This is a genomic window from Cupriavidus sp. LA-1 (assembly GCF_055385985.1).
On sequence record NZ_AP031387.1, the window covers coordinates 3,760,901 to 3,787,252 of the forward strand.

Below are 26,352 nucleotides of genomic sequence, written 5' to 3' on the forward strand. Positions count from 1 at the left end.
GCAAAACGCCGCCCGGCAGCAGCAGCCTTCGCGGATGAAATCAGGCAGGCTGCGTGCGCGTCACCGCGGCCGGCGCCGTCGCGCGCTGGCCAAGCCACACGCTGCCCAGCACCAGCAGCGCGCCGGCGGTCTGCAGCGCCGTCAGTGCCTGCCCCAGCACCAGGAAGCCGAGCACGGTGGCGCTGACCGGGCTCAGCAGCCCCAGCGCCGCTACCGCCGACGACGGCATGCGCCCCACCCCGCGGAACCACAGCGCATAGCTGAAGCCGGCGCCGACGATGCTCAGCCAGGCATAGCCCAGCCAGTTGGCCAGCGTGAAATGCCCCGGCAGCGGTTCCAGCACCAGTGCGAACGGCAGCAGGAACAGCCCGCCCGCGCACAATTGCCAGGCGGTCAGCACCAGCGGCGAGACCGGCGGGCGCCAGTGCCGCGTCAGCACCGTGCCCACCGCCATCGAAATCGCCCCGGCGGCAGCCGCCGCCACGCCGATGGCGTCGAGCCGCGCGGCCGGGCCCAGCACCAGCAGCGCCACCCCCAGCAGCCCGCCCACGCCAGCCATCCAGGCGGCCGGCCGCGGCCGTGCACCCAGCCAGGCCCACGCCAGCACTACCACGATCAGCGGCTGGATCGCGCCGACCGTCGCCGCCACGCCGCCCGGCAGCCGGTACGCGGCGATAAACAGCATGGCCTGGAAGAAGCCGATATTGAGCACGCCCAGCACCGCCGCGCGCCACCACCAGCCGCCGCGCGGCAGTTGCCGGCCGAAGGCGAGCAGCGCCAGGCCGGCCGGCAGGGCCCGGATCACGCCCGACAAGAGCGGCTGTCCCGGCGGCAGCCACTGGCTGGTGACCAGGTAGGTGCTGCCCCAGATCGCCGGGGCAAGACCCGTCAGCAGGATGTCCCTGGGTGTCACGCCGCCGGGCGCCGCTACGGAAGAGGCATTCGTCTTCATTTCAAGTTTCTTGATATCAAGATAAATCCACTTTACGAAGCCGATTGTTTGATGTCAAGATACTTCTGTGTTCCTGCCATTCGCGTGTCCGCACGCCTGCCCCTGATGACTGCCCGCCGCAAACCCGAAGACCCGCCTGACCACGTCGACGGCATTCTCGCGCAATGGGCGCGTGAACGCCCGGACCTGGATGCCTCGCCGATGGGCGTGATCGGCCGGCTGGGACGTCTCAACCGCCATACCAGCCGGGCCATTGAAGCCGCGCTTGGTGAAACCGGCCTGCAGCCGTGGGAGTTCGATGTGCTGGCGACGCTGCGCCGTGCCGGGGCGCCGTATGCGCTGTCGCCGGGCGCGCTGATCGGCTCGCTGATGATCACCTCGGGCACCATGACCAACCGGCTCGACCACCTCGAGCGGGCCGGGCTGGTGCGGCGCCAGCCCAATCCGGAAGACCGGCGCGGACTGCTGGTGGAGTTGACCGAGGCCGGCCGCGAGCGCGTCGACCGCGCGCTGGAGCTGCACGTGGCCAACGAGCACCGCCTGCTGGCCGACCTGACCGCGACGGAGCGCGCGCAGCTGGCCGCGCTGCTGCGCCGCTGGCTGCGCATGTTCGAGCCGCCACCGGGCGGTGGCGGCGAAGACACTGAAAAGGCCTGAGCGTCAGGCCCGTTGCGCGCGCTCGCGCAGGTCCGGCAGGAACACCGTCAGCAGGCCCAGCAGCGGCAGGTAGGCGCAGTACTCGTACACCGCGCGGATGCCGTGCGTATCCGCCATGCCGCCCAGCACCGCGGCGCCGATGCCGCCCATGCCGAAGGCAAAGCCGAAGAACAGGCCCGACACCATGCCCACCTTGCCGGGAATCAGCTCCTGCGCGAACACCAGGATCGCCGAGAACGCCGAGGCCAGGATAAAGCCGATGATGAAGGTCAGCACCGTGGTCCAGAACAGGCCCACGTGCGGCAGCAACAGCGTGAACGGCGCCACGCCCAGGATCGACGCCCAGATCACGCGCTTGCGGCCGATGCGGTCGCCGATCGGGCCGCCCAGGATGGTGCCCGCCGCCACCGCGGCCAGGAACATGAACAGGTGCAGCTGCGCGTCCTGGCGCGCCAGCCCGAAGCGCTCCATCAGGTAGAAGGTGTAGTACGAGGTCAGGCTGGCCATGTAGAAGTACTTGGAGAACACCAGCACCATCAGCACCACCATGGCCCGCACCACCACGCGCGTGGGCACCGGGCTGGCGGCCGCGCCGGCGGCCTTGCGCTTGCGCGCGCCCTGCGCCAGCTGGCGCGAGTACCAGCCGCCGATGCGCCACAGCACCACGATGCCCGCCAGCGCCGCCAGCGAGAACCACGCCAGGCTGGCCTGCTGGTGCACGATCAGCGCGGCCAGCAGCGGCCCCATGGCGCTGCCGCCGTTGCCGCCCACCTGGAAGATCGACTGCGCCAGCCCGTGCTGGCCGCCCGAGGCCATGCGCGCGACGCGCGACGACTCCGGGTGGAAGATCGACGAGCCCGTGCCGACCAGCGCCGCGGCCACCAGCAGCACGCCGTAGGTGGGCGCCACCGACAGCAAGAGCAAACCCGCCAGCGTGAACGCCATGGCGATGGCCAGCGAATGCGGCTTGGGATGCTTGTCGGTGTACAGGCCCACCACCGGCTGCAGCAGCGACGCCGTGACCTGGTAGGTCATGGTCAGCAGGCCGATCTGGGTGAAGCTCAGGTTGAAGCCCCCTTTGAGCATCGGATAGATCGCCAGGATCAACGACTGGATCATGTCGTTGAGGAAGTGGGCGAAACTGATCGCCGACAGCACGCGGAAACCGGTGCGTTCGGCCTGCGGGGACGCTGAAGCGGAGGCTGCGCCGGTCGGCGCGGAGTCGATGGTTGTGCTCATTGGCGGCTCTCGACAAACGGAAGCCGGCGGGGGCGCCGGCCTGGAAGGATCTGAGCACCGATGCTAGCTGGCGCCCTGGCGCCTGTCCTGCGAGAATAGGTCCGCAACCTTGGAGAAAAGGACATGCCGCGCGCCCCTCGCCCGCTTTCCGCATCCGGCTCGGCCCGCCGCCGCCCCGGCGAACGGCATGTGCTCCCGGCCCCCACGCCGGAAACGCTGGCGCTGGGCGACACCTACGCCGACCCTCCCGCCTACGTCCGCTTCGACCGCAGCCCGCTGCCCGTCACCGCCATGGCCGCCGACTACCTGCCCGGCCACGTGACCAATCCGCACCAGCATCCGCACGCGCAGCTGATCCACGCGGTGCATGGCGTGATGGTGGTGGCGACCGCCGAAGGCCAGTGGATCGTGCCGCCCACGCGCGGCATGTGGATGCCGGGTGGCACCACGCACTGGATCCGCATGGTGGGCCGGGTGCAGATGCGCACCGCCTATATTCGCCCCGATGCCGCGCCCGACCTGCCCCGGCGCTGCACCGTGCTGGGCATCTCGCCGCTGCTGCGCGAGCTGATCCTGGCGGCCGTGGACATTCCCTTGCCCTATGCGCCTGACACCCGCGCCGCGCGGCTGATGCGGCTGCTGCTCGATGAGGTGATGCTGGTGCCGTCGCTGCCGCTGCACCTGCCGCGCCCGGCCGACGACAGCCTGCGGCAGATCTGCGATGCCATCACCGGGGCACCCGATACGGCGCTGACACTGGCGGACTGGGGTTCACGCCTGGGCGTGGACCCCAAGACCATCCAGCGCCGCTTTGCGCGCGAAACCGGAATGACCTTCGGGCAATGGCGCCAGCAGGCGCGCCTGCTGGCGGCGCTGGAAAAGCTGGCCGCCGGCAGCAAGGTGGTGGATGTGGCGCTGGACCTGGGCTACGACAGCCCGAGCGCGTTCGCGACCATGTTCAGGCGGCAGTTCGGCGTGCCGCCGAGCGCGTTCTTCCGCTAAGCCTTGCGCTCAGCTTCCCAGGTAGCGCTCCACCAGCCGCGTCCAGTAGGCCGCGCCCACGGTCAGGTTCTCGTCGTTGAAGTCATAGCCGGCGTTGTGCAGCAGCGGCTGGTTGGCGCCGTTGCCCAGCCGCACGAAGCAGCCCGGGCGCTGCTGCAGGAAGTAGGCAAAGTCCTCGCTGCCGGCGATGCGCGCGGCCTGGTCCACCACCTTGCCGGCGCCGACCAGTTCCTCGGCCACCTGGCGCGCGAACTCGGTCTCGCGCTCGCTGTTGACCAGCACCGGGTAGCCGCGCACATAGTCGATCTCGGCCACCGCGCCATAGCCTTCGGCGTGCGACGTGGCCAGCTGGCGGATGCGGTGTTCCAGCAAGGCGCGCACCTCGGGGCTGAACGAGCGCACGCTGATCTCCATGCGCGCGTTGTCCGGGATCACATTGGGGGCGTGGCCGGCGTGCAGCGTGCCGATCGTGACCACCGCGGTCTCGTTCGGGTCGACATAGCGCGATACCACCGACTGCAGCGCCATCACCAGGCTGCCGGCCACCAGTATCGGGTCGACCGACTGGTGCGGACGCGCGGCGTGGCCGCCCTTGCCGCGGATGGTGATGGTGACGGTATCGCACGCCGCCATGAACGGGCCCGAGCGGAACAGGAAATGACCCTGCTCCACGCCCGGGTGGTTGTGCAGCCCGAAGATCGCATCGCACGGGAAGCGCTCGAACAGCCCGTCCGCCAGCATGCGCTCGGCGCCGCCGCCGGCGCCGATTTCCTCGGCCGGCTGGAAGATCAGGTGCACGGTGCCATTGAAGTTGCGCGTGCGCGCCAGCTGCTTTGCCGCGCCGAGCAGGATCGCGGTATGGCCATCGTGGCCACAGGCATGCATGCGGCCGGCATTGACGCTGGCATAAGGCAGCGCGGTGCGCTCGTGGATCGGCAATGCGTCCATGTCGGCGCGGATGCCCACGCTGTGGCCGCTGTCCCCGCGGCGCAAGGTGCCAACGACCCCCGTGCCACCCACGCCGCGCGTGACCGTGTAGCCCCACGTCTCCAGCAGGTTGGCGACCAGGCCCGAGGTGCGGACCTCGTCGAAGGCCAGCTCGGGATGCTGGTGGATATTGCGCCGGATGGCTTCGAGTTCAGCGCGGCTGTCCAGGGTGTCGGCCAGCGCGCAGAACCGGTGCTTTTGTGGCGATGCGGGGGACGCCGCGAGGGCGGTGCCGAGATAAGACTCGATTTCGGGGGCGTGCTCAGACATGATGTTCTGCTCTCTGGCGAAACCTGTATAACCAGTATTTCACGCAGAAAACGCGAGCGAAACGCCAAGTGTGCGATTTCCTGCAAAACCATGTCATCCGGCGCGTTTGAGCGCCGGAACTGTTGCCCTAATCGTACGCTTTGTATGGAAACCCAACGCTTTGTGTGAAAGCGTATCAGTGGGGAACCATCCGAGGCGGCGCGTCTTCCGCCTGCGCCTGGACACCGGCTCGCATCATTGCAATGACATCGCGTGCCGGCGCCCTGCCCTCAGCGCTCGCCGTACGCCACCACCTGCTGCGTCTGCTCGCCCAGCCCGTCCACGCCCAGGCGCATGGTGTCGCCGGCCTTCAGGAAGCGCGGCGGCTTGAAGCCCATGCCCACCCCCGGTGGCGTGCCGGTCGCGATCAGGTCGCCCGGCAGCAGCGTCATGAAGCGGCTGACATAGCTGACCACGGTGGCCACGTCGAAAACCATGGTGGCGGTGTTGCCCTTCTGCACGCGCTCGCCATTGACCTCCAGCCACAGGCCCAGCGCCTGCGGGTCCGGCACTTCGTCGCGCGTCACCAGCCAGGGGCCGGCCGGGCAGAAGGTGTCGCAGCCCTTGCCCTTGTCCCAGGTGCCGCCACGCTCGATCTGGAACTCGCGCTCCGAGACGTCGTTGACCACGCAGTAGCCGGCCACGTGGTCCAGCGCCGCTTCGCGCGAGACATTGCGCGCGGTGGTGCCGATGACCACGCCCAGTTCCACTTCCCAGTCGGTCTTGTGCGAGCCGAACGGCAGCATCACCGCGTCGTTGGGACCATTCAGCGAACTGTTGGCCTTGAGGAACACGATCGGCTCGGCCGGCAGCGGCATGCCGGCCTCGGCGGCGTGGTCAGCATAGTTCAGGCCGATCGCGACGATCTTGCCGATACCCGTCCAGGGCACGCCAAAACGCGCGCCTTCGACCACAGGCAGCGTTGCCGGGTCCACCTGCGCCAGATTTTCCAGCGCCGCCGGCGCCAGTTCGGCCGTGCTGATATCCGCGATCGCGCCGGACAGGTCCCGCACGCGCCCCTGCGCGTCGATCAGGCCCGGGCGCTCCGCGCCGGGCTGGCCCACTCTTACCAGTTTCATTCTCTTCCTCAGGCTGCTGTCTTCGAATTGACGAGGCGGCCGGGCTCGGCGAGCGAGCGCTCGACCACACTCAGGACTTCTTTCGCGGTGTTCTCGGAGTGCCAGCGCAGTACCTGCGCCAGGCGCGGACGGCCGGGCTCGCGCAAGGCGGCCATGATGGCCTCGTGTTCCTCATGCGATTCCTGCCAGCGCAGCATGTCGGCATTGGCGGCGCCGCGCGCACGGTGGACCTTGCTCATCAGCGTGGCGTACACGCTCGCCAGCACCGGGTTGGCGGCGCCGTCGATGACGAGCTGGTGGATCTCCTGGTTGATGCGGAAATACTCGGTGCGCCGGCCCGCCGCATGGGCGTCGATCATGGCCTGGTGGCGCCGCTCCAGCTTCGTCATGGAGGCATCGGTCAGGCGCTGCGCGGCCAGTTCACCTGCCAGGGCCTCCAACCCGTGCAGCGTCTCGAAGGTGGCGCGCAGTTCTTCCAGGTCCAGCGGCGCCACGCGGTAGCCGATGTACTGCCGGTGCAGCACCAGCCCCTCGGACACCAGCACCTTCAGCGCCTCGCGCAGTGGCGTCTTGGAGACATCGAACGCCTCGCAGAAGGCCCGTTCATCGATCCGCGCGCCGGGCGGCAGTTCGCCCTCTTCGATCATGGTACGCAGCCGCGCGGCGATTTCAGCCGACATGCCGAGTGTGCGCAGGCGCGTGGTTTGGGAAAGCGTTTGTGTCACAGACGTCACCAGAATGGGGAAATGCACCAGGACAAGGCTACCACACACTCAAATTGTGCATCCGCAATACAGCAAAATCAATGACTTACGTAAGTTGTAATTACAGATTACGTATCCTATACTCCGACCTGTTGCGCAACACGCCAACAGAACTGCCTCACCCAAGGACTAAAACAGGAGACGCCGTCATGCAGACGACAAGCCGGGCGACAGTGCTAGCGGAGGGCAAGTCCTCCGTACGCTGGAAGATTTTTTTGATGATGCTGTTGCTGGTCGCGATCAATTACATTGACCGCGCATCGCTGTCGGTGGCCATGCCACTGATCGCCAAGGAGTTCGATCTGAGCCCCGCCATGCAGGGGCTGATCCTCAGCTCCTTCTTCTGGACTTACGCATTCATGCAGATCCCGGGCGGGATGCTGGCTGACAAGTTCAAGCCGCGCATCGTGATTGCCTGCGCCACCGTGTTCTGGGGCTTCTTCCAGGCGATCGCGGCGGTCTGCACCAACGCCACCTCGCTGCTGCTCACCCGGCTTGGGCTGGGCGCCTCCGAAGCGCCGATCTACCCGGCCGGCGGCAAGCTCAACGCCATCTGGATGACACCGAACGAACGCGGTCGCGGCGCCACGCTGCTTGACGGCGGCGCGCCGCTGGGCGCAGCCCTCGGTTCTCTCATCATTGCCGGGCTGATCAGCGAACTCGGCTCGTGGCGCATGTCGTTCGTGGTAGCCGGCGTCGGCACCGTGCTCGCCGGCTTCGTGGCCTGGTGGTACATCCGCAATTCGCCGCGCGAACACAGCGGCGTCAATGAACTCGAAGCGCGCCATATCGAGGAAGCGCATGCCCGCGAGCACAGCGCCGAGCCGACCAACCTGTCCGGCCGTTCGCTCGACTTCTTCAAGTACCGCTCGGTGTGGTGCATGGCCATCAGCTGGATGTGCTTCAACGCCGTGTTCTACGGCCTGCTGACCTGGATGCCGACCTACCTGAGCAAGGCGCGCGGCTTTGACCTCAAGACGATGGGTGGCGCCAGCTTCATCATCTTCATGAGCGGCTTCATCGGCGAACTCGTCGGCGGCTGGATCGCCGACAAGTGGAAGGAAGCCGGCGGCCGCCCCAACGTGGTGATGCGCACGCTGTTTGGTATCGCGGCCGTGGTCGCCACCGTCTCGATCTTTTCGGTAGCCTATGTCGCCAACGCGGTGGCCGTGGTGGCGCTGCTCTCCTCCACCATGTTCTTCCTGCGCTGGTGCGGCCTGTTCTGGTCCGTGCCGTCGATGCTGGCTACCCGCAACAAGGTCGGCTTCCTGGGCGGCCTGATGAACCTGGGCGGCAATATCGCCGGCATCAGCGTGCCCATCATCGTCGGCCTGATCGTGCAGGCCACGGGCTCCTACTTCCTGGCGCTGATGTTCTTCGCCGCTGCCGGCGTGGGCCTGTTGTTCGCTTCCACCGCGATCGACTACGAGACGAAGCTTCCGGTCTGACCCCTGCGGCGTTACGCACGCCCATCCACGCATACCCGATTTGCACACGCCGCGCTGCCATCGGCAGCGCGGCGGTGGAGGAGACTCCCCATGCAACGCCTGTCCCATGTGTTCGCGGCCGCCCTGCTGGTGCTGGGCGCCGCGCAAGCCAACGCCGCCCCGGCCACGTCCGCCAGGGCCACTGCCGAAGGCATCCCCACAGCCCAGCCGGAAGCGGTTGGCGTCGATTCAAGCAAGCTCGTCGCGCTGTCCGAATGGATCCGCCGCGACAAGCTCGACGTGCGCAGCCTGCTCGTCATCAAGGACGGCAAGCTGGTATTCGAGCGCTACGGCGACGGCCTCTCGCGCGACTACAACCACGAACTGTATTCGGTTACCAAGTTCATCAGCGCCCTGCTGGTCGGCACGCTGGTCGGCGACGGCAAGCTGAGCGCCGAAGAGTCGCCGGCAGCGCGCCTGGCGGCTGCACGCCCTGACCTCGCCGCCGCGCTGGCCGACAAGCAGGCGATCCAGCTGCGCCATCTGATGTCGATGTCCAGCGGACTGTCATACAAGCTGGTGGAAGGCACTGACACGCTTTACTACGGCGTACCGGACCGCCTGCGCGTGGCGGCCTCCGCCGCAGTACGCACCAAGGCCGGTGCCGAGTTCGACTACATCGACGTCAATCCGGTGCTGGTGGGCGCCACCATCACGCAGGCCGCCGGCCAGCCCGAAGACCAGTACGCGAAAGCCCGGCTGTTCGGCCCGCTCGGCATGAGCCACTACCGCTGGGACGGCGCCGACGGCAAGGGCGCGGTGTCGGGCGGCTGGGGCTTGCGGCTGCGCTCCATCGACATGGCCAAGCTCGGCATGCTGATGCTCAACCAGGGCCGCTGGAATGGCCAGCAGATCGTGCCGGCCTCGTGGGTCGCGCGCATGACCACGCCCGCCGGCCCGGCGAAGGACTACGGCTTCTACTGCTGGGTCAACAACATCGTGCAGAGCGAGCGCGAGTTCAGCGCGATGGGCTACAAGGGCCAGTTCATCACGGTGCTGCCGAAGCAGAATGCAGTGATCGTGATGAACAGCATCATGTCCACGCAAGGCGGCCTGCGTGATGCGGCGTACCTTGACCTGTACCGCCGCATGGTGAATCAATACGTGCTGCCCGCGCTGCAGGCCGGCAACACCGTCAGGCCGGATGCCGCGCGGCAGGCCGCGTTGCAGAAGGAACTGGCGCTGGCGCGCGCCAGCCAGGGCGTGCCCGGCACCGCCCTCGCCTTCAACGACAAACCCGAACAATGAACCCCGCAGGCGCCGCCTTCGCCCTGACTGTGCAACCGGACGGCGCCGCCCCTACTCCTGAGAACGACTGATATGACCAAGCAAATCCGCCTCGGCATGCTGACCCCGTCTTCCAACACCGCGCTCGAACCCATTACCAGCGCGATGGTTGCAGGCCTGCCCAACGTCAGCGCGCATTTCTCGCGCTTCACCGTGACCGAGATCTCGCTGCGCGACCAGGCGCTGGGCCAGTTCAACCTGGACAAGATCCTGGCCGCCGCCAGCCTGCTGGCCGACGCGCGCGTCGATGTCATCGCCTGGAACGGCACGTCGTCGGGCTGGCTCGGCTTCGACAAGGACGAAGCGCTGTGCAAGCAGATCACCGAAGCCACCGGCATCCCGGCCACCACCTCGGTGCTGGCGCTCAACGAGATCCTGGAAAAGACCGGCGCGCGCAACTTCGGCCTGGCCACGCCCTACCTGGACGACGTGCAGCAGCGCATCATCGCCAACTACGAGCGCAGCGGCTTTCACTGCGTGGCCGAGAGCCACCTGGACCTGCACGTGAACTACAGCTTCGCCGAGGTCGAGGAAGACACCATCCGCGACATGGTGCGTGGCCTGGCCCAGCACAAGCCGCAGGCCATCACCACCTTCTGCACCAACCTGCGCGCCGCGCACCTGGCTGAAGAACTGGAAGCCGAGACCGGCATTCCGCTGTACGACACCATCTCCACGGTGGTGTGGAAATCGCTGCGCCTGTGCGGCGTGGACACGCGCGAGCTGCGGGGCTGGGGCCGCCTGTTCCGCGAAGTCGAATAAGGGAACAAGCCGGCGCGATGCGCCGGAACCGCTGTGCAGATTTGCAATGCGCGTCCGCGAGGACGCGCATTGTCGCTTAAAGGGGGGCGATCCTGAACCCCGGCCGCGCGCAGAGCGTCGCCCGGCTCAGCGCTGCGCGCCGAGCAGCGATTCGATCTTCGCCAGCAGTTCCTTGTCGTCCGGCCTGGTGCGGCTGCCATAGCTGGCTACCACCTTGCCGTCGCGATCGATCAGGTACTTGTAGAAATTCCACTTCGGCGTCGTGCCGGTCTGCCTGGCCAGCAGCGCGTACATGGGGTTGGCATCGCTGCCGCGCACATGCGACTTGCCGAGCATCGGGAACTTGACGCCATAGGTGTTGTAGCAGAAGTCCGCGATCTCTTTCTGCGAGCCGGGCTCCTGCGAGAAGTCATTGGACGGGAAGCCCAGCACCACCAGGCCGCGCGCGCCATACCTGGCGTACAGCGCTTCCAGCCCTTCGTACTGCGGCGTGAAGCCGCAATAGCTGGCGGTGTTGACCACCAGCACCACCTTGCCGGCGTACTGGCACAGGTTCTGCGGCGCATCGTCCTGCAGGCGCGGGAAGGTGAAGCTGAGCGAGGCAGGGCACGCGCCCGCGGTAGCGGCAGGGGCCGCCGCGGGCTTGTCGGCGGCGTGCACCGGCGCCGGCAACAGGGCGGTACTGGCCGCCGCAAGGGTCAGGGCGGCAGCCAGGCTGGAAAGCAGGGGATGACGGATCATGGCGACGGGGCTCCGGTGGTCGGCTCGCTGTATCGGGTACGCGCAGGGTACGCGTAGTTTACGCCGATGGCGGCCAGCCGGATGCGGCGCGCCACGTCAGTCCATCGCCAGCGTGGCCGCGTGTTCGGTGACGCTGCTGCGCAGCTCCAGGTCCGGCATGCGGCGCACGATCAGCAGCGCCAGCACGGCCGCTGCCGCGCCCACGGCAAAGATCAGGTGGAAGCCCGACTCCACGCCGCCCGCCAGCACCGCTCGCACCGATGGCGACAGTTGCGCAAAGGCCTCGCTGCCATGGCGCAGCGCGCCCAGGTCCAGTGTCTGCGTGACGCCCGAGGCCGTCAGCGCGTGGCGGAATTCCAGCGTCAGCAGCGTGCCGGCCACCGCGCCGCCCAGCGCGCTGCCGAGCGAGCGCAGCACCAGCAGTGCACCCGTGCCGGCGCCGGTATCGCGGCGCTCCAGCGCGTTCTGCACGCTCATCAGCGTGGAGACGATGGTGATGCCCAGGCCCACGCCGGCCAGCGCCATCGCCACCAGCACCACGGCCAGCGGCACCGTCGGGGTCATCAGTGCCAGGATGATCAGCCCCAGCGCGCCGGCGATATACCCCGCGGTCAGGATGCCGCGCATGCGGCCCACGCGCGGCGCCAGCCACGCCACGATGAAATTGCCAGCCACGTTGGCCAGCAGGAACGGCATCACCAGCAGGCCCGAGGTCGACGCATCGACGCCGCGCACCAGCTGGAAGTACAGGGGCAGGGCGAAGATGCACAGGAAGATATCGAGCGCGGCCAGCGCCGACGCGGCCACGCCCATCACATAGGCACGATTGGCGAACAGGCGCGGCGGCAGCATCGGATCCGCGGCGCGGCGCTCCTGCCAGGCCAGCAGCAGCACCGCGGCCACGGTGGCCAGCAGCAGGGCGCCCAGCTCCGGCGAGAGCCAGTCATAGACGTCGCCGCCCCAGCTCATCGCCAGCAGGAAGGCGACGATGGCCACCGCCAGCAGCAGCGCCCCGAGCCAGTCCACGCGCGCACGGCCGCCGCGCCTGGGCAGGATCGCCAGGCCGCGGTAGCACATGAACATCGCCAGCAGGCCCAGCGGCACGTTGACCCAGAACAGCCAGCGCCACGACAGATGGTCGGAAACCCAGCCGCCCACCAGCGGCCCGGCGATCGACGCCACCGCCCACACCGTGGCCAGGTAGCCCTGGTAGCGCCCGCGCTGGCGCGGCGCCACCACGTCGGCAATCGACGCCTGCGCCAGCGACATCAGCCCGCCGCCGCCCACGCCCTGCAGCGCGCGGAACAGGATCAGCTGGCCCAGCGTCTGCGCCAGCGCGCACGCCACCGACGCGCCGATAAACAGCGTGATCGCCACCATCAGCAGGCGCCGCCGCCCGAAGCTGTCGGAAAGCTTGCCGTACAGCGGCGTGGTCACGGTCGACACGATCAGGTACGCCGTCACGATCCACGACAGGTGGCCGAAGCCGTTCAGGTCATTGGCGATGGCCGGCACCGCCGGGATCACGACGGTCTGGTCGAGCGCGGCCAGCAGGATGCACAGCACGATGCCGCCGATCACCCGCATGACCGCGCGATGGTCGTGAGCGGGCAGGGCGGGCGTGGCGTCCGGGGCGATTGCGGCAGAGGAGGGGGAAGACATGGGCAAGCAGGAAACCGCAGCGATGTGCGGCGAAAGCAACGTCAAATGCAGGGAATATCGGCCGGAACCCACGCAAGAGGAGGCGTAAAGCCGTCGCGGCTGGCCAAATTCAGCGAACGCATAAGTATATGCGCTCAGCAAATATCGTGCTGGCAGCCGATAAGGGAAAACCCGGCATGCCGGCTTGCTCCGCTCTCCCGCGTCGGAGAGGGAGCACACCGTTGGTCAAGGTTGCGATGGGAGGAAGGACAGGCCGTTGTCCGGCCAGCAGGTATCAAGCACTGCAAGTCATTCCCGCGCAGGCGGGAATGACTTGCCTTAAAGATCACCTTGCTCCCGCCTGCACGGGAACGAGGGTAGTTAACTGAACGGCATCAAAGGCCAGTCCGCCGATACGGCCTAATGCCCACCACCGGTGATGTAATGTTCCAGCTGCTCGATGATGAACTGCTGTTCGGAGATGATGTCCTTCACCAGGTCGCCGATCGACAGCATGCCGATCAGCGCGTCGCCTTCCATCACCGGCAGGTGGCGCAGCCGGTGCCGGGTCATCAATGCCATGCATTCATCGGTGGTCTGGGTGGCGCTGACGTAGATCACCGCATTGGTCATGATGTCGCGCACCAGCGTCTCGCGCGAGGTGCGCTGCATCAGGATCACCTTGCGCGCATAGTCGCGCTCGCTGAGGATCCCCTTGATCTCGCCTTGCTCGATCACCAGCAGCGCGCCGATGCCCTTTTCGGCCATCAGCTGCAGCGCGGCGTAGACGGTCGCCGTTGGCGGGATGCTGTAAATGGCCTGACTCGGCTTGGACTCCAGAACCTGGCGTGCGGTTTTCATCACCAACTCCTCTTCTGTCGACAATGCAGTGCGGCTGGCGGTGCCGGCATTCGGCGCCAATGCAATCAGAGTAGCAAAGGATCGCGCGCCCTTACAGGGTGACTTACGCTAATCTTTGCAAGCAATGCTGTGACGCAAGCATGGCAATGCCGGCGTCAGGTCTGCGGACCGGCACCTTTTTCCTCAAGGGCCGACAGGCATAGTGCCTGCATTTCGGACACCCATTGTGCCGGCTCCAGCGCCGCGCCCTGCAGCAACAGCCGGTAGCGGCGCGCGCCCCAGACCGCCAGCACCAGCGCCTGCACCCTGGCGGCATCCGGAACCGTGGGCAAGTCGGGGCAGGCACACAGCGCCCGGCGCCACGCCTCGCAGAACTCCTCGAACACGCGCCGGTGGTGCTTGGGCTCGGCGATGCGCGGCTCCAGGCCGATGATGTCGGCATCGAAGACGATGCCCGTGGCCGCATCGTCCGCGCCGCAGGCAATGGCCACCAGCCGCCGCACGCGCGTGCGCCAGTCGGCATTGGCCGCTTGCGTGACCTCGGCGTCGATGCGCGCCAGCATGGTCTCGACGGTGTGGCGCACATAGCCCGATGCCAGCGCTTCCTTGCTGGGGAAGTACTCGTACAGCGTCCCCACCGAAAACCCCGCCTCCAGCGCCACCGCGCGCGTGGTCAAGGCGTCCCAGCCGTCGCGGCGCCAGATCCGAACAAAGGCGTCGTAGATGGCGTTGACGGTGAAGTGCGCGCGCTGCTGCGACGGGCGCTTGAGCGGCTTGCTGCGCGGCGTGGCGGGCGGCTTCAGGCCGCTGGCGGCGGGCGCTTCGTTTCCGAACCCGGCGGCGGCGCCGCGGCGATAGATTCTTGGCATCGGCCTCACGGAAGTCATGGCGGACATTGCACGCCGGGCGGACGGGCCGCGAACCAGGAGAAGACATGGCAGCAACCGAACCGACCCTTGCCGTCACGCGGCTGTTCAGCCGCAAGGATGCCCTAAACGAAAGCCGTCTGGAAGCCGCGCACGAACCCGCCCGCGCCGCGCCTGGCGAGGTCCTGCTGCGCCTGGACCGCTTCGCGCTGACCACCAACAACATCACCTACGCCGCCTTCGGCGACGCCATGCAGTACTGGGACTTCTTTCCCACCGGCCAGCCGCAGTGGGGCCACATGCCGGTGTGGGGCTTTGCCGATGTGGTGGACTCCGCAGTCGAAGGCATCATGCCCGGCGAGCGCTTCTACGGCTACTTCCCCATCGCCAGCCATGTGCGCATGCAGCCCGGGCGCGTCACCGCGCGCGGCTTCTACGATGCCGCAGCGCACCGCGCCAGGCTGACCTCGGCCTACAACCAGTACACCCGCGTGCAGAACGACGCCGCCTATGCGCCGGAGCTGGAGCACTACCAGATGCTGTACCGGCCGCTGTTCATCACCTCGTTCATGCTGGCCGATTTCCTGGAAGACAACGGCTTCTTCGGCGCCCGCCGGCTGGTGGTGTCCAGCGCCTCCAGCAAGACCGCCTACGGCACCGCCTTCTGCCTGCGCGACATCGACGGCATCACGCTGACCGCGCTGACCTCGGCCCGCAACCGCGGCTTTGTCGAAGGCCTGGGCTGCTACGACAGCACCGTCACCTACGACGAACTGGAGTCGATGCCGGCCGGCGAGCCCACGCTCTATGTCGACTTTTCCGGCGATGAATCGCTGCGCGCGCGCGTGCATGCGCATTTCGGCGACAGCCTGGTGTATGACTGCTTTGCGGGCTCGGCGCAGAACACCGGCTTCCTGCGCGACCTGCGCCTGCCCGGGCCCAGGCCCGAGTTCTATTTCGCCCCGGTGCAGATCCGCAAGCGCAATGCCGACTGGGGACCGCAGGAAGTGAACCGGCGCTTCAACGCCGCGCAGCGCCGCTTTATCGACCATGCGCGCGATCCGGCCAATGGCTGGCTGGCGCTGCTGGAGGAACGGGGCTTCGAAGCCGCGCAGGCGCGGATCGCGCGGCTGGCGGCGGGGAGCGGGGCGCCGCAGGAAGGGTATGTAGTGGTAGTCGGGTAAAAACAGAACGGGCCCCGCATGGGGCCCGTGTCTCACTCCGTCAGCATCCGCACCTTCACCTTCTTGCCCTTGACCTTGCCGGCATTGAGCCGCTTTACCGCCTCGCGCCCGATGCTGCGCTCCACCGCGATATAGGTCGACATCTCCAGCACGTTGATCTTGCCGATCTGCTCCTTGGTGAAGCCCGCCTCGCCGGTCAGCGCGCCCAGGATATCGCCGGGGCGGATCTTCTCCTTGCGCCCGCCCAGCATCTGCAGGGTCACCATCGGCGGCAGCAGCCGTTCCGTGCTGGCGGCCCGCAGTTCGGCCAGCGGTTGCCATTCGAACTCGCCGCCGTGGTGCTGTTCCAGGTTGCCCACGCGGCCCATCTCGTCCATGCTGACCAGGCTGAAGGCCCAGCCTTCCTGGTCGGCGCGGCCGGTGCGGCCGATGCGGTGCACGTGGACTTCAGGGTCGGGGGTGATCTCGACATTGATCACGGCCTCAAGCTGGGCGATATCCAGCCCGCGCGCGGCCACGTCGGTGGCCACCAGCACCGAGCAGCTGCGGTTGGCAAACTGCACCAGCACCTGGTCGCGCTCGCGCTGCTCCAGTTCGCCATGCAGCGCCAGCGCCTGGTAGCCCTGTGCGCGCAGCAGTTCCACCAGCTCGCGGCAGCGCGCCTTGGTATTGCAGAAGGCCAGCGTGCTGGCCGGCCGGAAGTGGTCCAGCAGGCGCCCCACGGCGTTCAGGCGCTCGCCTTCTTCCACTTCGTAGAAGCGCTGGCGGATCGTGGTGTTGTCATGCGTCGCCTCCAGCTTGAGCGACTGCGGATTGCGCAGGAAGCGGTGGCTGAGCTTGTCGATGCCGGGCGGATAGGTGGCGGAGAACAGCAGCGTCTGCCGTTCCTTCGGGCAACGGCTGGCCACATAGGCGATGTCGTCGAAGAAGCCCATGTCGAGCATGCGGTCGGCCTCGTCCAGCACCAGCGTGTTGATGCCGGACAGGTCCAGGCTGCCGCGGTCAATGTGATCCAGGATGCGGCCGGGCGTGCCCACCACGATATGCGCGCCATGGATCAGGCTGTCGACCTGGGGCCGCATCGGCGAGCCGCCGCACAGCGTCAGCACCTTGATGTTCTCTTCCGCGCGCGCCAGGCGGCGGATTTCCTGCGTGACCTGGTCGGCCAGCTCGCGCGTGGGGCACAGCACCATCGCCTGCACGTCGAAGCGGCGCGCATCGAGCCGGTGCAGCAGCGCCAGCCCGAAGGCGGCGGTCTTGCCGCTGCCGGTCTTGGCCTGTGCCACCAGGTCCTGGCCCGCCAATGTGATCGGCAGGCTGGCCGCCTGGATCGGCGTCATTTCGTCATAGCCAAGCTGCGCCAGCGTGGCGAGCATGGTGGGCGAGAGCGGCAGGGCGGAAAAAGCGGTGCCGGCTTGCGGCTGGGCGGGGGTCGAGTTCATGCGCGATTATAGCGATCCGGGATTGTCGATCCGTCACACATCGGCCGGCTGCCAGCCCAGACGGTCCAGCAACGCCTGCGCCGCGGCGGGCGCGCGTTCCTTGGCGCCGTTGATGAAGAAGACAAAAACCTCGCGCTTGCGCGCGGCGGGCTTGCGGTCTTCCACGGTAGGCAAATCGTCCGGCTGCCTGCCCTCGGCCCACGCACGCGCCCGATCGGCCCACGCATCGAGCGCCTTGGGCGCATAGCCGGTCTTCAGCTTCTCGCTGCTGGCCATCAGCCGTGCATAGACGAAGTCTGCAGTGAGATCTGCCATCGACGGAAACTTGGGCGAATCGGTAAAGACCGTGGCGGCCTTGTACTTGCGCGCGAGCTTCAGGTAGTCCGGCGACTGGAAGCTGTCGTGCCGCACCTCCAGCACGTGGCGCAGCTTCACGCCTTCCACCGAATCCGGCAGTAGCTGCAGGAAGGCCTCGAAGTCCTCCGCATCGAACGACTTGGTCGGCGCGAACTGCCATACCACCGGCCCCAGCTTGCGGCCCAGTTCGGCAATGCCGCTGTCGATAAAGCGCTCGATCGATTCGCCGGACTCCGCCAGCACGCGCCGGTTGGTGGCAAAGCGCGAGGCCTTCACCGCGAACACGAAGTCATCCGGCGTCTCGTCGCGCCATTTGGCGAACGAGGTGCGCTTCTGCGTGCCGTGATACGTGCTGTTGATCTCGATCGCGCTGAGGTGCCGGCTGGCGTAGGCCAGCTCGCGCGACTGCGGCAGTCTGGCGGGATAGAAGTTGTCGCGCCACGGCGCGAAATTCCAGCCACCGATGCCGACGCGCACCGGATCCGCCAACGCAGGGGCCTTGCGCGACGCGGCCTTGGGCGAGGCCTCGGACTTTGCTGCAGGCGTGGATGCGGCTTTCGCCGCGGTGCGTGCTGCCATGGCGCGATCTCCCGAAACGCGAGACTGGCAGTCTAGCGGGAAACCGCGCCAAGCGGTGGCGACGTGGCAAAGCCGGACGCCCATAAAAAAACCGGAAGAGGGTGACGCCCCCTTCCGGTCGCCTCTCGGAAACCCCCGGCCTCAGAACGAGAGGTTCACAAGCATATCCGCGGTGCTGACATCCGCCGACTGCGACACCGTCGCGCCGGCGTTGCTGGTGGCCTGCACCGTGTACTTGCCCGCTGCCGTGCCAGCCGGCAGCAGCGTCACCGGCACCCCGGCCTGATAGGTGCCGATCACCGGCGCGGCGGCCGGCAGCGCACGCTCGGTCGCAAACAGGCTATAGGCACCGGTATCGCTCGCGGCAGCGGTCGACGCGATCTCGAAGGTACCGCCGTTGACCAGTTGCAGCGCACTCACGGTCGCTTCGGCGGACGCCGGCGCAACCGTGCCGGAGACACGCCGATACGCCGACGCCGGCAGCGTGATCGGCCCGGTCGAGATCGCCGTGGGCGTGCCCACCACCACCGGCACGCCGCGCACGATGCCCGTCGCCTTGCCATTGGCCTCACCCGGCACCACCACCACATCAACCGGGCCGGCCGTGCTGCTCTGCTCGATCGGCGACAGCTTGAAGTTGCCGTTGGCGTCCGCCACCGTCGCCTTCACCACCACGCCATTGCGCTCGGCATAGACGCGCGCGCCCGGCGCCGCGACGACCGCGCCGTCCACTTCGCCGCTGACGATCGTCGGGACTGCCGTCACCACCGGCTTCAGCCCAAAGGTCCCATTGCCGCGCCTGACCACCGACTTGCAGGCGTCAAAATCCAGCACCAGGTCGGTCAGCGTGCCGCGCGCCACCGTGAACGGCCGGATGATCTTGATGCCGGACTGCACCGCGCTTGGCGTATCCAGCGTCTGCTCGGTGCCGCCGGTCGGCACCACCGAGTTGGCCAGTGCATTGGCGCCGCCGCCAGTGTTGGCGGCCAGCACCAGACGCACTTGCTGGTAGTCGCCGGCAGGCAGCGCGGTCTGGCCCAGCACGGACAGCACGCCGTTGGTGAGCGACAGCAGGTCGATCTTGCGTGCCGGCACTACATCGACGTTGACCCAGCCGCTGGCACTGACATCGGCACTCGCGCTGGTGTGCACGCGCACCTGGTTGACGGTCACGAAGACACTGCTGAAACCGCAAGCCGGTGCATCGGTCATCGAGACCTGGAGCGTTCCCTGCCCGCCACCGCCACCGCCATCGCCACCACCGCCACCACAGGCGGCCAGCGCGAGGGCGCCACTCAGGGCAAGAATGCGCAACGGCGCAGAAGGATAAGAAATGACGGACACGGTGGTCTCTCCGCTTTATTGGTCGTGGGGTGATCGGAGCATATGTTGCAGTTCAGATAACCGCTGTAATTCTTTGTAATACGTTGTGAAAAAGATCGGCTACCTGTCTGCATGACAGAACAGCCGAGCTTTGGCGCTGGCCTTTGCTTGCCCGCACGCGCATGACCCTGCTGCGGCAGTCTACGATCGATTATGCGCCCGCAACGTTCGCCTCGCGAACCAGAAAATGCACGGTCGCGCACCAGATTGGAAGGTTGTGTCATCAACCCTGACCAACTCCACAATTTATTGCCGAATCCGCTCAAGTCGCCCGCTCCAGCTCCGTATATAGCGAGGTGGAAATCCCACCGTGCTGATCTGGATTTCAGCAAACGCCCCAAACGATTCCTTACCAAGGAACATGCCGATGTTCACTACCCTCCGCTCGCGCATCATGGCCCTTTGCGTGGCCATTGTCGTCATTGCACTCGCCATCAATAAGGCGCTGAACCAGTTTGTCGCCACACGCTATAACGAAGACGCCATCGACAGCAGCCTGGCCGCCGTGCAAAGCGGCCACGCCGGTGCCATTGCCGACTGGGTGGCTGCCCACAGCCGGATGATCCAGTCACTGCAAGACACGGCGCTGCAGTCCGAACCCGACGCCATGCTCAGGCAGATGGCCAGTGCCGGCGGCTTCAGCAATGTCTATGTCGGCTACGCCGACAAGCGCTCGACCTTTTCCAACCCCCAAGGCATTCCGCCCGGCTACGACCCCACCGTCCGCCCCTGGTACAAGCAGGCAGCGGCGGCCGGCAAGCCTGCCGTGACGCCGCCGTATGTCGACATTGCCACCGGAGCCCTGGTGGTGGCCTTTGTCGCGCCGGTGGTGCGCGACGGCGCCCTCAAGGCCGTGGTGGCCGGCGATGTGTCCATGGACACGGTGATCGCCAACGTCAAGTCGATCCAGCCCACGCCCGCCAGCTTCGGCATGCTGGTGGCCAGGAGCGGAGAGATCGTGGCGCACGCCGACCACAAGCTCACGCTCAAGCCCGTCACCGAGCTGGTGCCCGCGCTCAATGCCGACAAGCTTGCCGCCCTGGTCAGCGCCAAGGCACCGATGGAAGCCGAGGTCGGCGGCAGCGCCAAGCTGCTCAGCGCCCGCGCCATCCCCGGCACCGACTGGATCGTCATCGTCGCGCTGGACAAGGCCGAGGCCAACGCGGGGATGCGTTCCGTCCTGATCGCCTCGATGATCGCGCTGGGACTGATCGCCGCCCTGGCCGCGATCGTGGTGTGGGGCGTGGCGACGCGCTCGCTGCGCGGCCTGGCCACCGTGCGCGACGCCATGGACGCGATCGGCTCCGGTGGCGGCGACCTGACCCAGCGCCTGCCCGCCCAGGGCAACGACGAGGTCGCGCAGATCGCGCGCGCCTTCAATGCCTTTGCCGACAAGCTCTGCGGCACCATGCGCCAGATCCGCGACGCCAGCGAATCCGTGCGCGCCGCCACCGACGAGATCGCCGCCGGCAACATGGACCTGTCGCGCCGCACCGAATCCGCCGCCGCCAGCCTGCAGCAGACCGCGGCGTCGATGGAACAGATCACCGCCACCGTCGGCCAGTCCGCCAGCTCCGCGCAGCAGGCCAACGACTCCGTCACCGCCGCCTCGCGCGTGGCCGCCAATGGCGGCGAGGTGATCGGCGCCGTGATCACCACCATGGGCCAGATCGAACACGCCTCGGTCAAGGTCTCCGACATCATCGGCGTGATCGAAGGCATCGCCTTCCAGACCAACATCCTGGCGCTGAACGCCGCCGTCGAAGCCGCCCGTGCCGGCGACCAGGGCCGCGGCTTCGCCGTGGTGGCCGGCGAAGTGCGCGCCCTGGCCCAGCGCAGCGCGCAGGCCGCCAAGGAGATCAAGACCCTGATCGAATCCACCGTGGGCAGCGTCAGCTCCGGCTCCGACCAGGTCCGCCGCGCCGGCGACACCATGAGCGAGATCGTCCGCAACGTCTCCCGGGTCACAGAGATTATTTCCGGGATCACTAACGTCGCCATAGAACAGACTCGTGGCATTCAAGAGGTGAATATGGCGGTGACCCAGCTGGACCAGATGGTGCAGCAGAATGCGGCACTGGTTGAACAGTCCACCGCGGCAGCGGCGGCGCTGCAGGCGCAGGCGGGGAGCCTGGCGGGGGCGGTGGGGCAGTTCAGGCTGGGGTGACGATCTCCGGGAAACTATTGCAGTTTCCCGACGCCCGGTAGCCGCTCCCGCCGCCCACCAATCGTGCCGGATCCAGCCGCCCGCAGAATCCGCTTGAACGTCGGACATTCCAAATGGCTTGGCGCCGGGCACACCGCCGCATGCCGCAGCCCGTCGCGCATCGCGGTCAGCTTGCGGATGGTCCGGTCCAGTTCATCCGCCTTGGCCGCCAGCATCTGCCGGTCGATCCGCGGCTGGCCCTGCGGCGAGAAGATCTGCGCGATGTCGTCCAGCGAGAAGCCGGCGGCGCGCCCCAGCGCGATCAGCGCCAGCCGCTCCAGCACGCCCGCATCGAATACGCGCCGCATCCCGCGCCGGCCGATGGAGGCGATCAGGCCCTTTTCCTCGTAGTACCTCAGCGTCGATGCCGGCACGCCAGCCTGCCGGGCCACTTCCGCAATATCCAGGCTTTTCACCGCTTGACCTCAAGTCGACTTGAACTGGCAAAGTGTAGCTTCCAAGCCAGGCAAGGGGATACGACCATGGGTGAGCAACAGCAGAGCAGCAGCAACGGCGGCGAGCAGGCCGCACTGTGGAACGGCCCGTCCGGCCATGCCTGGGTCGAGGAGCAGGCCGTGCTCGACGACATGCTCCGGCCGCTGGAAGACCTGCTTGTCGAGGCGGTCGGCAAGACCTCGGCGCGGCATGTGCTCGATGTCGGCTGCGGCACCGGCAGCACCACGCTTGCGCTGGCACGGCGGATCGGTGCGCCGGGCCAATGCACTGGCATCGATATTTCCGAGCCGATGCTTGCCACCGCACGGACACGTGCGCAACGGGACGGCTCCACTGCGAGCTTTATCCGCGCCGACGCGCAAGACTACGCGTTCGCCCCGGCAAGCTTCGACATGATCGTGTCGCGCCTGGGCGTGATGTTCTTCAGCGATCCGGTCAGTGCCTTTGCCAACCTGCGCCAGGCTGCCACACCGGACGCGACGCTGCATTGCATTGCCTGGCGCAGCGCTGCTGACAATCCGTTCATGACCACCGCCGAGCGCGCGGCGGCGCCGCTGCTGCCCAGCCTGCCGCCCCGCCAGCCAGGTGCGCCAGGGCAGTTCGCCTTCGGCGACAGGGAGCGCGTGCATTCGATCCTGCAGGCCGGCGGCTGGCACGAGATCGATATCCAGCCGATCGACATCGCCTGCACGCTGCCGGAACCCGCGCTGGTGAGCTACCTGTCCCGCCTGGGCCCCGTCGGCCTGGCGCTGCGCGATGCCGATGCAGACACGCGCGCCCGTGTCATCGCAGCAGTGCGCGCCGCCTTCGAGCCTTACGTGCTTGGCGCAACCGTGCGCTACACCGCGTCTTGCTGGATCGTCACTGCGCGGGCAACCGCCGCATCGCAACAGGCTGGGGAGACTACCCATGCCTGATGCCGCGACAGCGCTCCTGTTCAATGCCGTCGCGATCGGCATGGTCGCCATGCTGGCGATGGCCGGTACCGCGGCAACCTGTTGATGTCCGATCCAGGGCCCGTCAGAGACCACGCACGCCGCGGCATTTGGGGAACGTGGCGCAACCCCAGAACGGCTTGCCCGCTTTCGCGCCCTGCTTGGCGATGCGCTGGATCATGGCGCTGCCGCAGCGCGGGCAGCCGGGTGCGGCGGCTGGCGACATGTCAGTTGGCTGCGGCGGCTCAGCAGTGGGTGCAGGCGCGCTCGCAGCCGCGGGTGACTTTGTGGTCGATCCCCTCGGTGCTGCAGCGCTGGTGCGCTTGACCAGCGCAGTGAGTGCTTGCCCATCGATCAACTTGATGTTCCGCCCGGACGCGAAGGCCCGCGCATCGGCCGTGAACTGTCCCGATGTGACAACGAATCCTCGTGCCGCACCTTGCGCAGCCATCACGCCATACAGTTCGCGTACTACCGTGACCGGCACCTTGTAGGCGCGCCAATGCTTGCACTGCACCAGCGCCAGTTCCTTGCCCTTCCTGAGCCGCAGGTCGATTCCCTCGTCCGCACCGCCACCACCGGTCTCGGCAACGGCGTAACCGCGCATCCGGAACACCTCCCCGACCAGCTGCTCGAAATCGCGCCAGGTCATCTGGCGCAGGGCATCGCCAGACTGGCTCGCCACCACGCTGCGTACCAGCCCTTGCCGCTTGCGGCGACCCAGCCACGAGGCCAGCGCGCCGGCCAGCAACACCAGCGGCACGATGTACTGGCCGTACACGGAAAGCGCCCTGGCCATCTGGGACACGACCATCTGGCCCACTTGCCCCGGCACGCCGGTGACCGGCACTTCGGCAATCGCATAGCGGTGCAACAGCACATAGGCAAGGATGGCCGAGGTTGCGCCTGCCCACCATGGCAGCGCGGCGGCAATGCCAAACAAATCCGCAAAAACGCTCGATTGCTTCGTGCGACCCATGATGACCCTTTCCCTTCTTGTTTTGGTCAGTCGGAAGGATGACGTGCGGGGGCTGGCATGTCGTCCCTGCGCACGCGGGGGGCGAGCGAAGGCAAGGAGGGATCGGCGCCCCGAATATGTTACCTATGATGCACACCAGAGGCCGCGAGCAAGGCGTGCCGCATCGCTCTGTGGGCGATCGCACCCAGGCTCATGCCGTCGCGCCATCCCACGCCGGCGCGGCAGCGGTCCTCCACCAGCAAAGCAGCATGCTCGCAGCCAGACGCAGGCCGCTGAGCGGATGCATCAGGCAATGGCGCACCTGCTCGCTGCGGCTTTCGCCGTACAGGCACCACATGCAGAAGTGCTCGCAGTTGTTGGTCAGCAGGCGGTAGCGGTCCTCGCCCAGCCGCGAGCGGGCTCGCCCGACGGATTCGGCGGCACTGTAGCGTGCCATCGGCGTGTTCAGGACCGTAATGCCATGGCCCGCGGCAAAGGCGGCCAGGCTCAGTTCTTCCACCGGGCCGCGCTGCTGCCGGTGGCAATAGCCAGCGTAGTGCACCACCATGCCACGCCCGACGTAGATGCCGTGATGCGCGTAGCCGTGGCGCGGCGTGACAAGGTGGGCGCCGACGGGCGGATCGGCATCGAGGGCGACACGCGCTGCCAGGGCATGCGGGTTGCCCGTGCCCTGCGCCGTTGCCTTCATCGTTTCGCTGAGGGATGCCATCGCCGTCTCCGTTGCAGGCCTCTGCTGGGCCATGCCCGGTAACCGCATAGGGCGTGCCAGTGACGGATGCGATGGGATACGAGTGGCGCGGGCGTTACGCGAAGGGGAACGATGCGAAGGATGCGGGACACAGCGCGTTGCCGAGCCGCCGCGCATCGCAGAAACAGGGCTCTGCCGGCTTGATCAATTGATCAAATTCCGAACACTGCCAGGATCCATTGATCAAAGGATCAAACCGCTGACAAAGCACCGCGACGATGGCGCTACATCCGCGCCGCGACCGGCCTATTCCGGCAGCGGATACTTCCTGGCGTTCATCTCCATCTTGGCCCGGATCGCCGCGTCCAGGTCCACGTCCAGCGCCGTCACCAGCTGCGCCAGGTAGATGGTGATATCGGCAAGCTCCTGCTCCACATGCTCGCGCTCGTCGGTAGTCATGATGGCGCGCGATTCCGCGTCGGTCTGCCACTGGAAGATCTCGACCAGCTCGGACACCTCCACGCTCAGCGCCATCGCGAGGTTCTTGGGGCTGTGGTATTTGCCCCAGTTACGGGCTTGGCCGAAGTCTTGGGCGGCTTGCTGGAGGTTCTTGATGTCGATCAGGGGCATGGCGGTGTGGCGATAGCGTTTCACTGCGCCCAGGCATGGGCCGGCGCAAAACGCTGATTTAAGCACGACCGGGCCACCCTCGACACCCGGGCCGCCTGCGGCTTACCCTTCGCTTGTGCATCCACCGTCCCAACGGAGGCTCCTCATGCGCCCGACTCCCGCCATGGCGATTGCCACCCTCGCCGGCACGCTCGCCTACCTGGCGATCGCCATTGCAGGGTGGGGCGGCATCGCCCCCTTCTTCGCGCACCCGGCGCGCGTGGCCCTGTCCTGGGTCCTGTTTGCCCTGTCCATCGCCGCACTGTTCTCCGGCGGCAACATCAGCAGCGGCATGCGCGAGGACCGCGGCAACCGCTGGGTCCTGGCCGTGTTTGGCGTGCTTGGACTGTTGGCGGCGTACCTGTCGCCCTTCACCGACCGCATCGGCTACTGGACGCTCGATGGCGACACCATGCGCTGGATCGGCGTGGCGCTGTTCGCCGGCGGCGGCGTGCTGCGGCTGTGGCCGGTGTTTGTGCTGGGGCGGCGCTTCAGCGGGCTGGTGGCGATCCAGCCGGGGCATACGCTGGTGACCACCGGGATCTATGGCGTGATCCGGCACCCAAGCTATCTAGGCTTGCTGATCAGTTCGCTGGGATGGGTACTGGCGTTCCGCTCCGGCGTGGGCGTGGTGCTCACACTGCTGATGGTGCCGGCGCTGCTGGCGCGCATCCGGGCGGAAGAAGCGCTGCTGCGCGACCAGTTTGGCGACGAGTACGCGTCGTACTGCGCCCGGACCTGGCGGATGCTGCCGGGCGTCTACTGATCGCGGTGCAGCGGCGCCCTGCGCACTTGGCTCATCGATCTGCAAGGCACCAAGGGTTATCCCTAGCCACGCAT

The 26,352-nt window shown here is 67.4% G+C and carries 25 protein-coding genes; 9 read left to right on the forward strand and 16 right to left on the reverse strand.

The annotated features are described in order from the left end of the window. Positions 1-40: 40 nt before the first annotated feature. Positions 41-952 (reverse strand): EamA family transporter, encoded by a 912-nt coding sequence (locus ACZ5MJ_RS17635; protein WP_464221097.1) that lies wholly within the window; start codon positions 950-952, stop codon positions 41-43. A gap of 105 nt (positions 953-1,057) precedes the next feature. On the opposite strand from ACZ5MJ_RS17635, the gene ACZ5MJ_RS17640 reads away from it, so the two are divergent. Next, on the forward strand, positions 1,058-1,609 hold the full coding sequence (locus tag ACZ5MJ_RS17640; protein ID WP_464221099.1) for a MarR family winged helix-turn-helix transcriptional regulator: 552 nt from the start codon (positions 1,058-1,060) through the stop codon (positions 1,607-1,609). 3 nt (positions 1,610-1,612) lie between these two features. Here ACZ5MJ_RS17640 and ACZ5MJ_RS17645 read toward each other — a convergent pair whose 3' ends face one another. Further along, positions 1,613-2,848: an MFS transporter gene (locus tag ACZ5MJ_RS17645; protein ID WP_464221101.1), complete on the reverse strand. Its 1,236-nt coding sequence runs from the start codon at positions 2,846-2,848 to the stop codon at positions 1,613-1,615. 123 nt (positions 2,849-2,971) lie between these two features. Between ACZ5MJ_RS17645 and ACZ5MJ_RS17650 the strand changes: the two genes are divergently transcribed. After that, positions 2,972-3,850, forward strand: a complete 879-nt coding sequence (locus ACZ5MJ_RS17650; RefSeq protein ID WP_464221103.1) for an AraC family transcriptional regulator — start codon at positions 2,972-2,974, stop codon at positions 3,848-3,850. A gap of 9 nt (positions 3,851-3,859) precedes the next feature. On the opposite strand, the gene ACZ5MJ_RS17655 is transcribed toward ACZ5MJ_RS17650, so the two are convergent. The 3 genes from ACZ5MJ_RS17655 to ACZ5MJ_RS17665 all read right to left on the reverse strand — a co-directional run bounded on the left by ACZ5MJ_RS17655 (position 3,860) and on the right by ACZ5MJ_RS17665 (position 6,905). Continuing rightward, positions 3,860-5,107 carry a M20 aminoacylase family protein gene (locus ACZ5MJ_RS17655; protein WP_464221105.1) on the reverse strand — a complete coding sequence of 416 codons (1,248 nt, stop codon included), beginning with the start codon at positions 5,105-5,107 and terminating at the stop codon, positions 3,860-3,862. A gap of 269 nt (positions 5,108-5,376) precedes the next feature. Then, positions 5,377-6,225 carry a fumarylacetoacetate hydrolase family protein gene (locus tag ACZ5MJ_RS17660; RefSeq protein WP_464221107.1) on the reverse strand — a complete coding sequence of 283 codons (849 nt, stop codon included), beginning with the start codon at positions 6,223-6,225 and terminating at the stop codon, positions 5,377-5,379. Positions 6,226-6,233: 8 nt separating this feature from the next. Then, positions 6,234-6,905, reverse strand: a complete 672-nt coding sequence (locus tag ACZ5MJ_RS17665; RefSeq protein WP_464221109.1) for a GntR family transcriptional regulator — start codon at positions 6,903-6,905, stop codon at positions 6,234-6,236. 233 nt (positions 6,906-7,138) lie between these two features. Here ACZ5MJ_RS17665 and ACZ5MJ_RS17670 point away from each other — a divergent pair, with 233 nt between their 5' ends. From ACZ5MJ_RS17670 to ACZ5MJ_RS17680, 3 genes are all read left to right on the forward strand, one after another. Beyond that, a complete protein-coding gene (locus ACZ5MJ_RS17670) occupies positions 7,139-8,437 on the forward strand; it encodes an MFS transporter (RefSeq protein WP_464221111.1) in 1,299 nt (432 codons plus the stop codon). A gap of 90 nt (positions 8,438-8,527) precedes the next feature. Then, a complete protein-coding gene (locus tag ACZ5MJ_RS17675) occupies positions 8,528-9,724 on the forward strand; it encodes a serine hydrolase domain-containing protein (protein WP_464221112.1) in 1,197 nt (398 codons plus the stop codon). Between the two features lie 72 nt (positions 9,725-9,796). After that, on the forward strand, positions 9,797-10,525 hold the full coding sequence (locus ACZ5MJ_RS17680) for a maleate cis-trans isomerase family protein (protein WP_464221114.1): 729 nt from the start codon (positions 9,797-9,799) through the stop codon (positions 10,523-10,525). A 126-nt stretch (positions 10,526-10,651) separates the two neighbouring features. Here ACZ5MJ_RS17680 and ACZ5MJ_RS17685 read toward each other — a convergent pair whose 3' ends face one another. The 4 genes from ACZ5MJ_RS17685 to ACZ5MJ_RS17700 form a co-directional block, all read right to left on the reverse strand. After that, positions 10,652-11,266, reverse strand: a complete 615-nt coding sequence (locus ACZ5MJ_RS17685; RefSeq protein ID WP_464221116.1) for a glutathione peroxidase — start codon at positions 11,264-11,266, stop codon at positions 10,652-10,654. Between the two features lie 96 nt (positions 11,267-11,362). After that, positions 11,363-12,853, reverse strand: a complete 1,491-nt coding sequence (locus tag ACZ5MJ_RS17690; RefSeq protein ID WP_464223748.1) for an MDR family MFS transporter — start codon at positions 12,851-12,853, stop codon at positions 11,363-11,365. A gap of 474 nt (positions 12,854-13,327) precedes the next feature. Further along, positions 13,328-13,768 (reverse strand): CBS domain-containing protein, encoded by a 441-nt coding sequence (locus tag ACZ5MJ_RS17695; protein WP_464221117.1) that lies wholly within the window; start codon positions 13,766-13,768, stop codon positions 13,328-13,330. A gap of 155 nt (positions 13,769-13,923) precedes the next feature. After that, positions 13,924-14,637: a TetR/AcrR family transcriptional regulator gene (locus ACZ5MJ_RS17700; RefSeq protein WP_464221118.1), complete on the reverse strand. Its 714-nt coding sequence runs from the start codon at positions 14,635-14,637 to the stop codon at positions 13,924-13,926. Between the two features lie 65 nt (positions 14,638-14,702). Between ACZ5MJ_RS17700 and ACZ5MJ_RS17705 the strand changes: the two genes are divergently transcribed. Beyond that, positions 14,703-15,818 carry a DUF2855 family protein gene (locus ACZ5MJ_RS17705; RefSeq protein ID WP_464221119.1) on the forward strand — a complete coding sequence of 372 codons (1,116 nt, stop codon included), beginning with the start codon at positions 14,703-14,705 and terminating at the stop codon, positions 15,816-15,818. Between the two features lie 32 nt (positions 15,819-15,850). On the opposite strand, the gene dbpA is transcribed toward ACZ5MJ_RS17705, so the two are convergent. The 3 genes from dbpA to ACZ5MJ_RS17720 form a co-directional block, all read right to left on the reverse strand. Then, positions 15,851-17,260 carry an ATP-dependent RNA helicase DbpA gene (dbpA, locus tag ACZ5MJ_RS17710; RefSeq protein WP_464221120.1) on the reverse strand — a complete coding sequence of 470 codons (1,410 nt, stop codon included), beginning with the start codon at positions 17,258-17,260 and terminating at the stop codon, positions 15,851-15,853. A 33-nt stretch (positions 17,261-17,293) separates the two neighbouring features. Then, positions 17,294-18,196, reverse strand: a complete 903-nt coding sequence (locus ACZ5MJ_RS17715) for a DUF72 domain-containing protein (RefSeq protein ID WP_464221121.1) — start codon at positions 18,194-18,196, stop codon at positions 17,294-17,296. Positions 18,197-18,337: 141 nt separating this feature from the next. Next, complete coding sequence (locus ACZ5MJ_RS17720; RefSeq protein ID WP_464221123.1) at positions 18,338-19,540, reverse strand: DUF4382 domain-containing protein; 1,203 nt, start codon at positions 19,538-19,540, stop codon at positions 18,338-18,340. Between the two features lie 406 nt (positions 19,541-19,946). Here ACZ5MJ_RS17720 and ACZ5MJ_RS17725 point away from each other — a divergent pair, with 406 nt between their 5' ends. Beyond that, positions 19,947-21,746 carry a methyl-accepting chemotaxis protein gene (locus tag ACZ5MJ_RS17725; protein WP_464221124.1) on the forward strand — a complete coding sequence of 600 codons (1,800 nt, stop codon included), beginning with the start codon at positions 19,947-19,949 and terminating at the stop codon, positions 21,744-21,746. A gap of 14 nt (positions 21,747-21,760) precedes the next feature. Here the strand turns inward: ACZ5MJ_RS17725 and ACZ5MJ_RS17730 are convergent, their stop codons facing one another. Then, positions 21,761-22,201 (reverse strand): helix-turn-helix domain-containing protein, encoded by a 441-nt coding sequence (locus ACZ5MJ_RS17730; RefSeq protein WP_464221125.1) that lies wholly within the window; start codon positions 22,199-22,201, stop codon positions 21,761-21,763. A 66-nt stretch (positions 22,202-22,267) separates the two neighbouring features. Here ACZ5MJ_RS17730 and ACZ5MJ_RS17735 point away from each other — a divergent pair, with 66 nt between their 5' ends. Continuing rightward, positions 22,268-23,158, forward strand: a complete 891-nt coding sequence (locus ACZ5MJ_RS17735; RefSeq protein ID WP_464221126.1) for a class I SAM-dependent methyltransferase — start codon at positions 22,268-22,270, stop codon at positions 23,156-23,158. 103 nt (positions 23,159-23,261) lie between these two features. On the opposite strand, the gene ACZ5MJ_RS17740 is transcribed toward ACZ5MJ_RS17735, so the two are convergent. From ACZ5MJ_RS17740 to ACZ5MJ_RS17750, 3 genes are all read right to left on the reverse strand, one after another. Continuing rightward, positions 23,262-24,155 carry a restriction endonuclease gene (locus ACZ5MJ_RS17740; RefSeq protein WP_464221127.1) on the reverse strand — a complete coding sequence of 298 codons (894 nt, stop codon included), beginning with the start codon at positions 24,153-24,155 and terminating at the stop codon, positions 23,262-23,264. A gap of 190 nt (positions 24,156-24,345) precedes the next feature. After that, positions 24,346-24,864, reverse strand: coding sequence for a lecithin retinol acyltransferase family protein (locus ACZ5MJ_RS17745; RefSeq protein WP_464221129.1), 519 nt, complete (start codon positions 24,862-24,864; stop codon positions 24,346-24,348). Between the two features lie 285 nt (positions 24,865-25,149). Continuing rightward, positions 25,150-25,473, reverse strand: a complete 324-nt coding sequence (locus ACZ5MJ_RS17750) for a nucleotide pyrophosphohydrolase (RefSeq protein WP_464223749.1) — start codon at positions 25,471-25,473, stop codon at positions 25,150-25,152. A gap of 145 nt (positions 25,474-25,618) precedes the next feature. On the opposite strand from ACZ5MJ_RS17750, the gene ACZ5MJ_RS17755 reads away from it, so the two are divergent. Further along, entirely contained in the window at positions 25,619-26,278 is a 660-nt protein-coding gene (locus tag ACZ5MJ_RS17755; protein ID WP_464221131.1) for a methyltransferase family protein, read from the forward strand. Positions 26,279-26,352: the final 74 nt, after the last annotated feature.

What these genes read in the sequence shown, in the direction of transcription:
- ACZ5MJ_RS17635 (WP_464221097.1), bottom strand. Translation starts at nt 952, where the DNA reads ATGAAGACGAATGCCTCTTCCGTAGCGGCGCCCGGCGGCGTGACACCC.
- ACZ5MJ_RS17640 (WP_464221099.1), top strand. Translation starts at nt 1,058, where the DNA reads ATGACTGCCCGCCGCAAACCCGAAGACCCGCCTGACCACGTCGACGGC.
- ACZ5MJ_RS17645 (WP_464221101.1), bottom strand. Translation starts at nt 2,848, where the DNA reads ATGAGCACAACCATCGACTCCGCGCCGACCGGCGCAGCCTCCGCTTCA.
- ACZ5MJ_RS17650 (WP_464221103.1), top strand. Translation starts at nt 2,972, where the DNA reads ATGCCGCGCGCCCCTCGCCCGCTTTCCGCATCCGGCTCGGCCCGCCGC.
- ACZ5MJ_RS17655 (WP_464221105.1), bottom strand. Translation starts at nt 5,107, where the DNA reads ATGTCTGAGCACGCCCCCGAAATCGAGTCTTATCTCGGCACCGCCCTC.
- ACZ5MJ_RS17660 (WP_464221107.1), bottom strand. Translation starts at nt 6,225, where the DNA reads ATGAAACTGGTAAGAGTGGGCCAGCCCGGCGCGGAGCGCCCGGGCCTG.
- ACZ5MJ_RS17665 (WP_464221109.1), bottom strand. Translation starts at nt 6,905, where the DNA reads ATGTCGGCTGAAATCGCCGCGCGGCTGCGTACCATGATCGAAGAGGGC.
- ACZ5MJ_RS17670 (WP_464221111.1), top strand. Translation starts at nt 7,139, where the DNA reads ATGCAGACGACAAGCCGGGCGACAGTGCTAGCGGAGGGCAAGTCCTCC.
- ACZ5MJ_RS17675 (WP_464221112.1), top strand. Translation starts at nt 8,528, where the DNA reads ATGCAACGCCTGTCCCATGTGTTCGCGGCCGCCCTGCTGGTGCTGGGC.
- ACZ5MJ_RS17680 (WP_464221114.1), top strand. Translation starts at nt 9,797, where the DNA reads ATGACCAAGCAAATCCGCCTCGGCATGCTGACCCCGTCTTCCAACACC.
- ACZ5MJ_RS17685 (WP_464221116.1), bottom strand. Translation starts at nt 11,266, where the DNA reads ATGATCCGTCATCCCCTGCTTTCCAGCCTGGCTGCCGCCCTGACCCTT.
- ACZ5MJ_RS17690 (WP_464223748.1), bottom strand. Translation starts at nt 12,853, where the DNA reads ATGCGGGTGATCGGCGGCATCGTGCTGTGCATCCTGCTGGCCGCGCTC.
- ACZ5MJ_RS17695 (WP_464221117.1), bottom strand. Translation starts at nt 13,768, where the DNA reads ATGAAAACCGCACGCCAGGTTCTGGAGTCCAAGCCGAGTCAGGCCATT.
- ACZ5MJ_RS17700 (WP_464221118.1), bottom strand. Translation starts at nt 14,637, where the DNA reads ATGCCAAGAATCTATCGCCGCGGCGCCGCCGCCGGGTTCGGAAACGAA.
- ACZ5MJ_RS17705 (WP_464221119.1), top strand. Translation starts at nt 14,703, where the DNA reads ATGGCAGCAACCGAACCGACCCTTGCCGTCACGCGGCTGTTCAGCCGC.
- dbpA (WP_464221120.1), bottom strand. Translation starts at nt 17,260, where the DNA reads ATGAACTCGACCCCCGCCCAGCCGCAAGCCGGCACCGCTTTTTCCGCC.
- ACZ5MJ_RS17715 (WP_464221121.1), bottom strand. Translation starts at nt 18,196, where the DNA reads ATGGCAGCACGCACCGCGGCGAAAGCCGCATCCACGCCTGCAGCAAAG.
- ACZ5MJ_RS17725 (WP_464221124.1), top strand. Translation starts at nt 19,947, where the DNA reads ATGTTCACTACCCTCCGCTCGCGCATCATGGCCCTTTGCGTGGCCATT.
- ACZ5MJ_RS17735 (WP_464221126.1), top strand. Translation starts at nt 22,268, where the DNA reads ATGGGTGAGCAACAGCAGAGCAGCAGCAACGGCGGCGAGCAGGCCGCA.
- ACZ5MJ_RS17740 (WP_464221127.1), bottom strand. Translation starts at nt 24,155, where the DNA reads ATGGGTCGCACGAAGCAATCGAGCGTTTTTGCGGATTTGTTTGGCATT.
- ACZ5MJ_RS17745 (WP_464221129.1), bottom strand. Translation starts at nt 24,864, where the DNA reads ATGGCATCCCTCAGCGAAACGATGAAGGCAACGGCGCAGGGCACGGGC.
- ACZ5MJ_RS17750 (WP_464223749.1), bottom strand. Translation starts at nt 25,473, where the DNA reads ATGCCCCTGATCGACATCAAGAACCTCCAGCAAGCCGCCCAAGACTTC.
- ACZ5MJ_RS17755 (WP_464221131.1), top strand. Translation starts at nt 25,619, where the DNA reads ATGCGCCCGACTCCCGCCATGGCGATTGCCACCCTCGCCGGCACGCTC.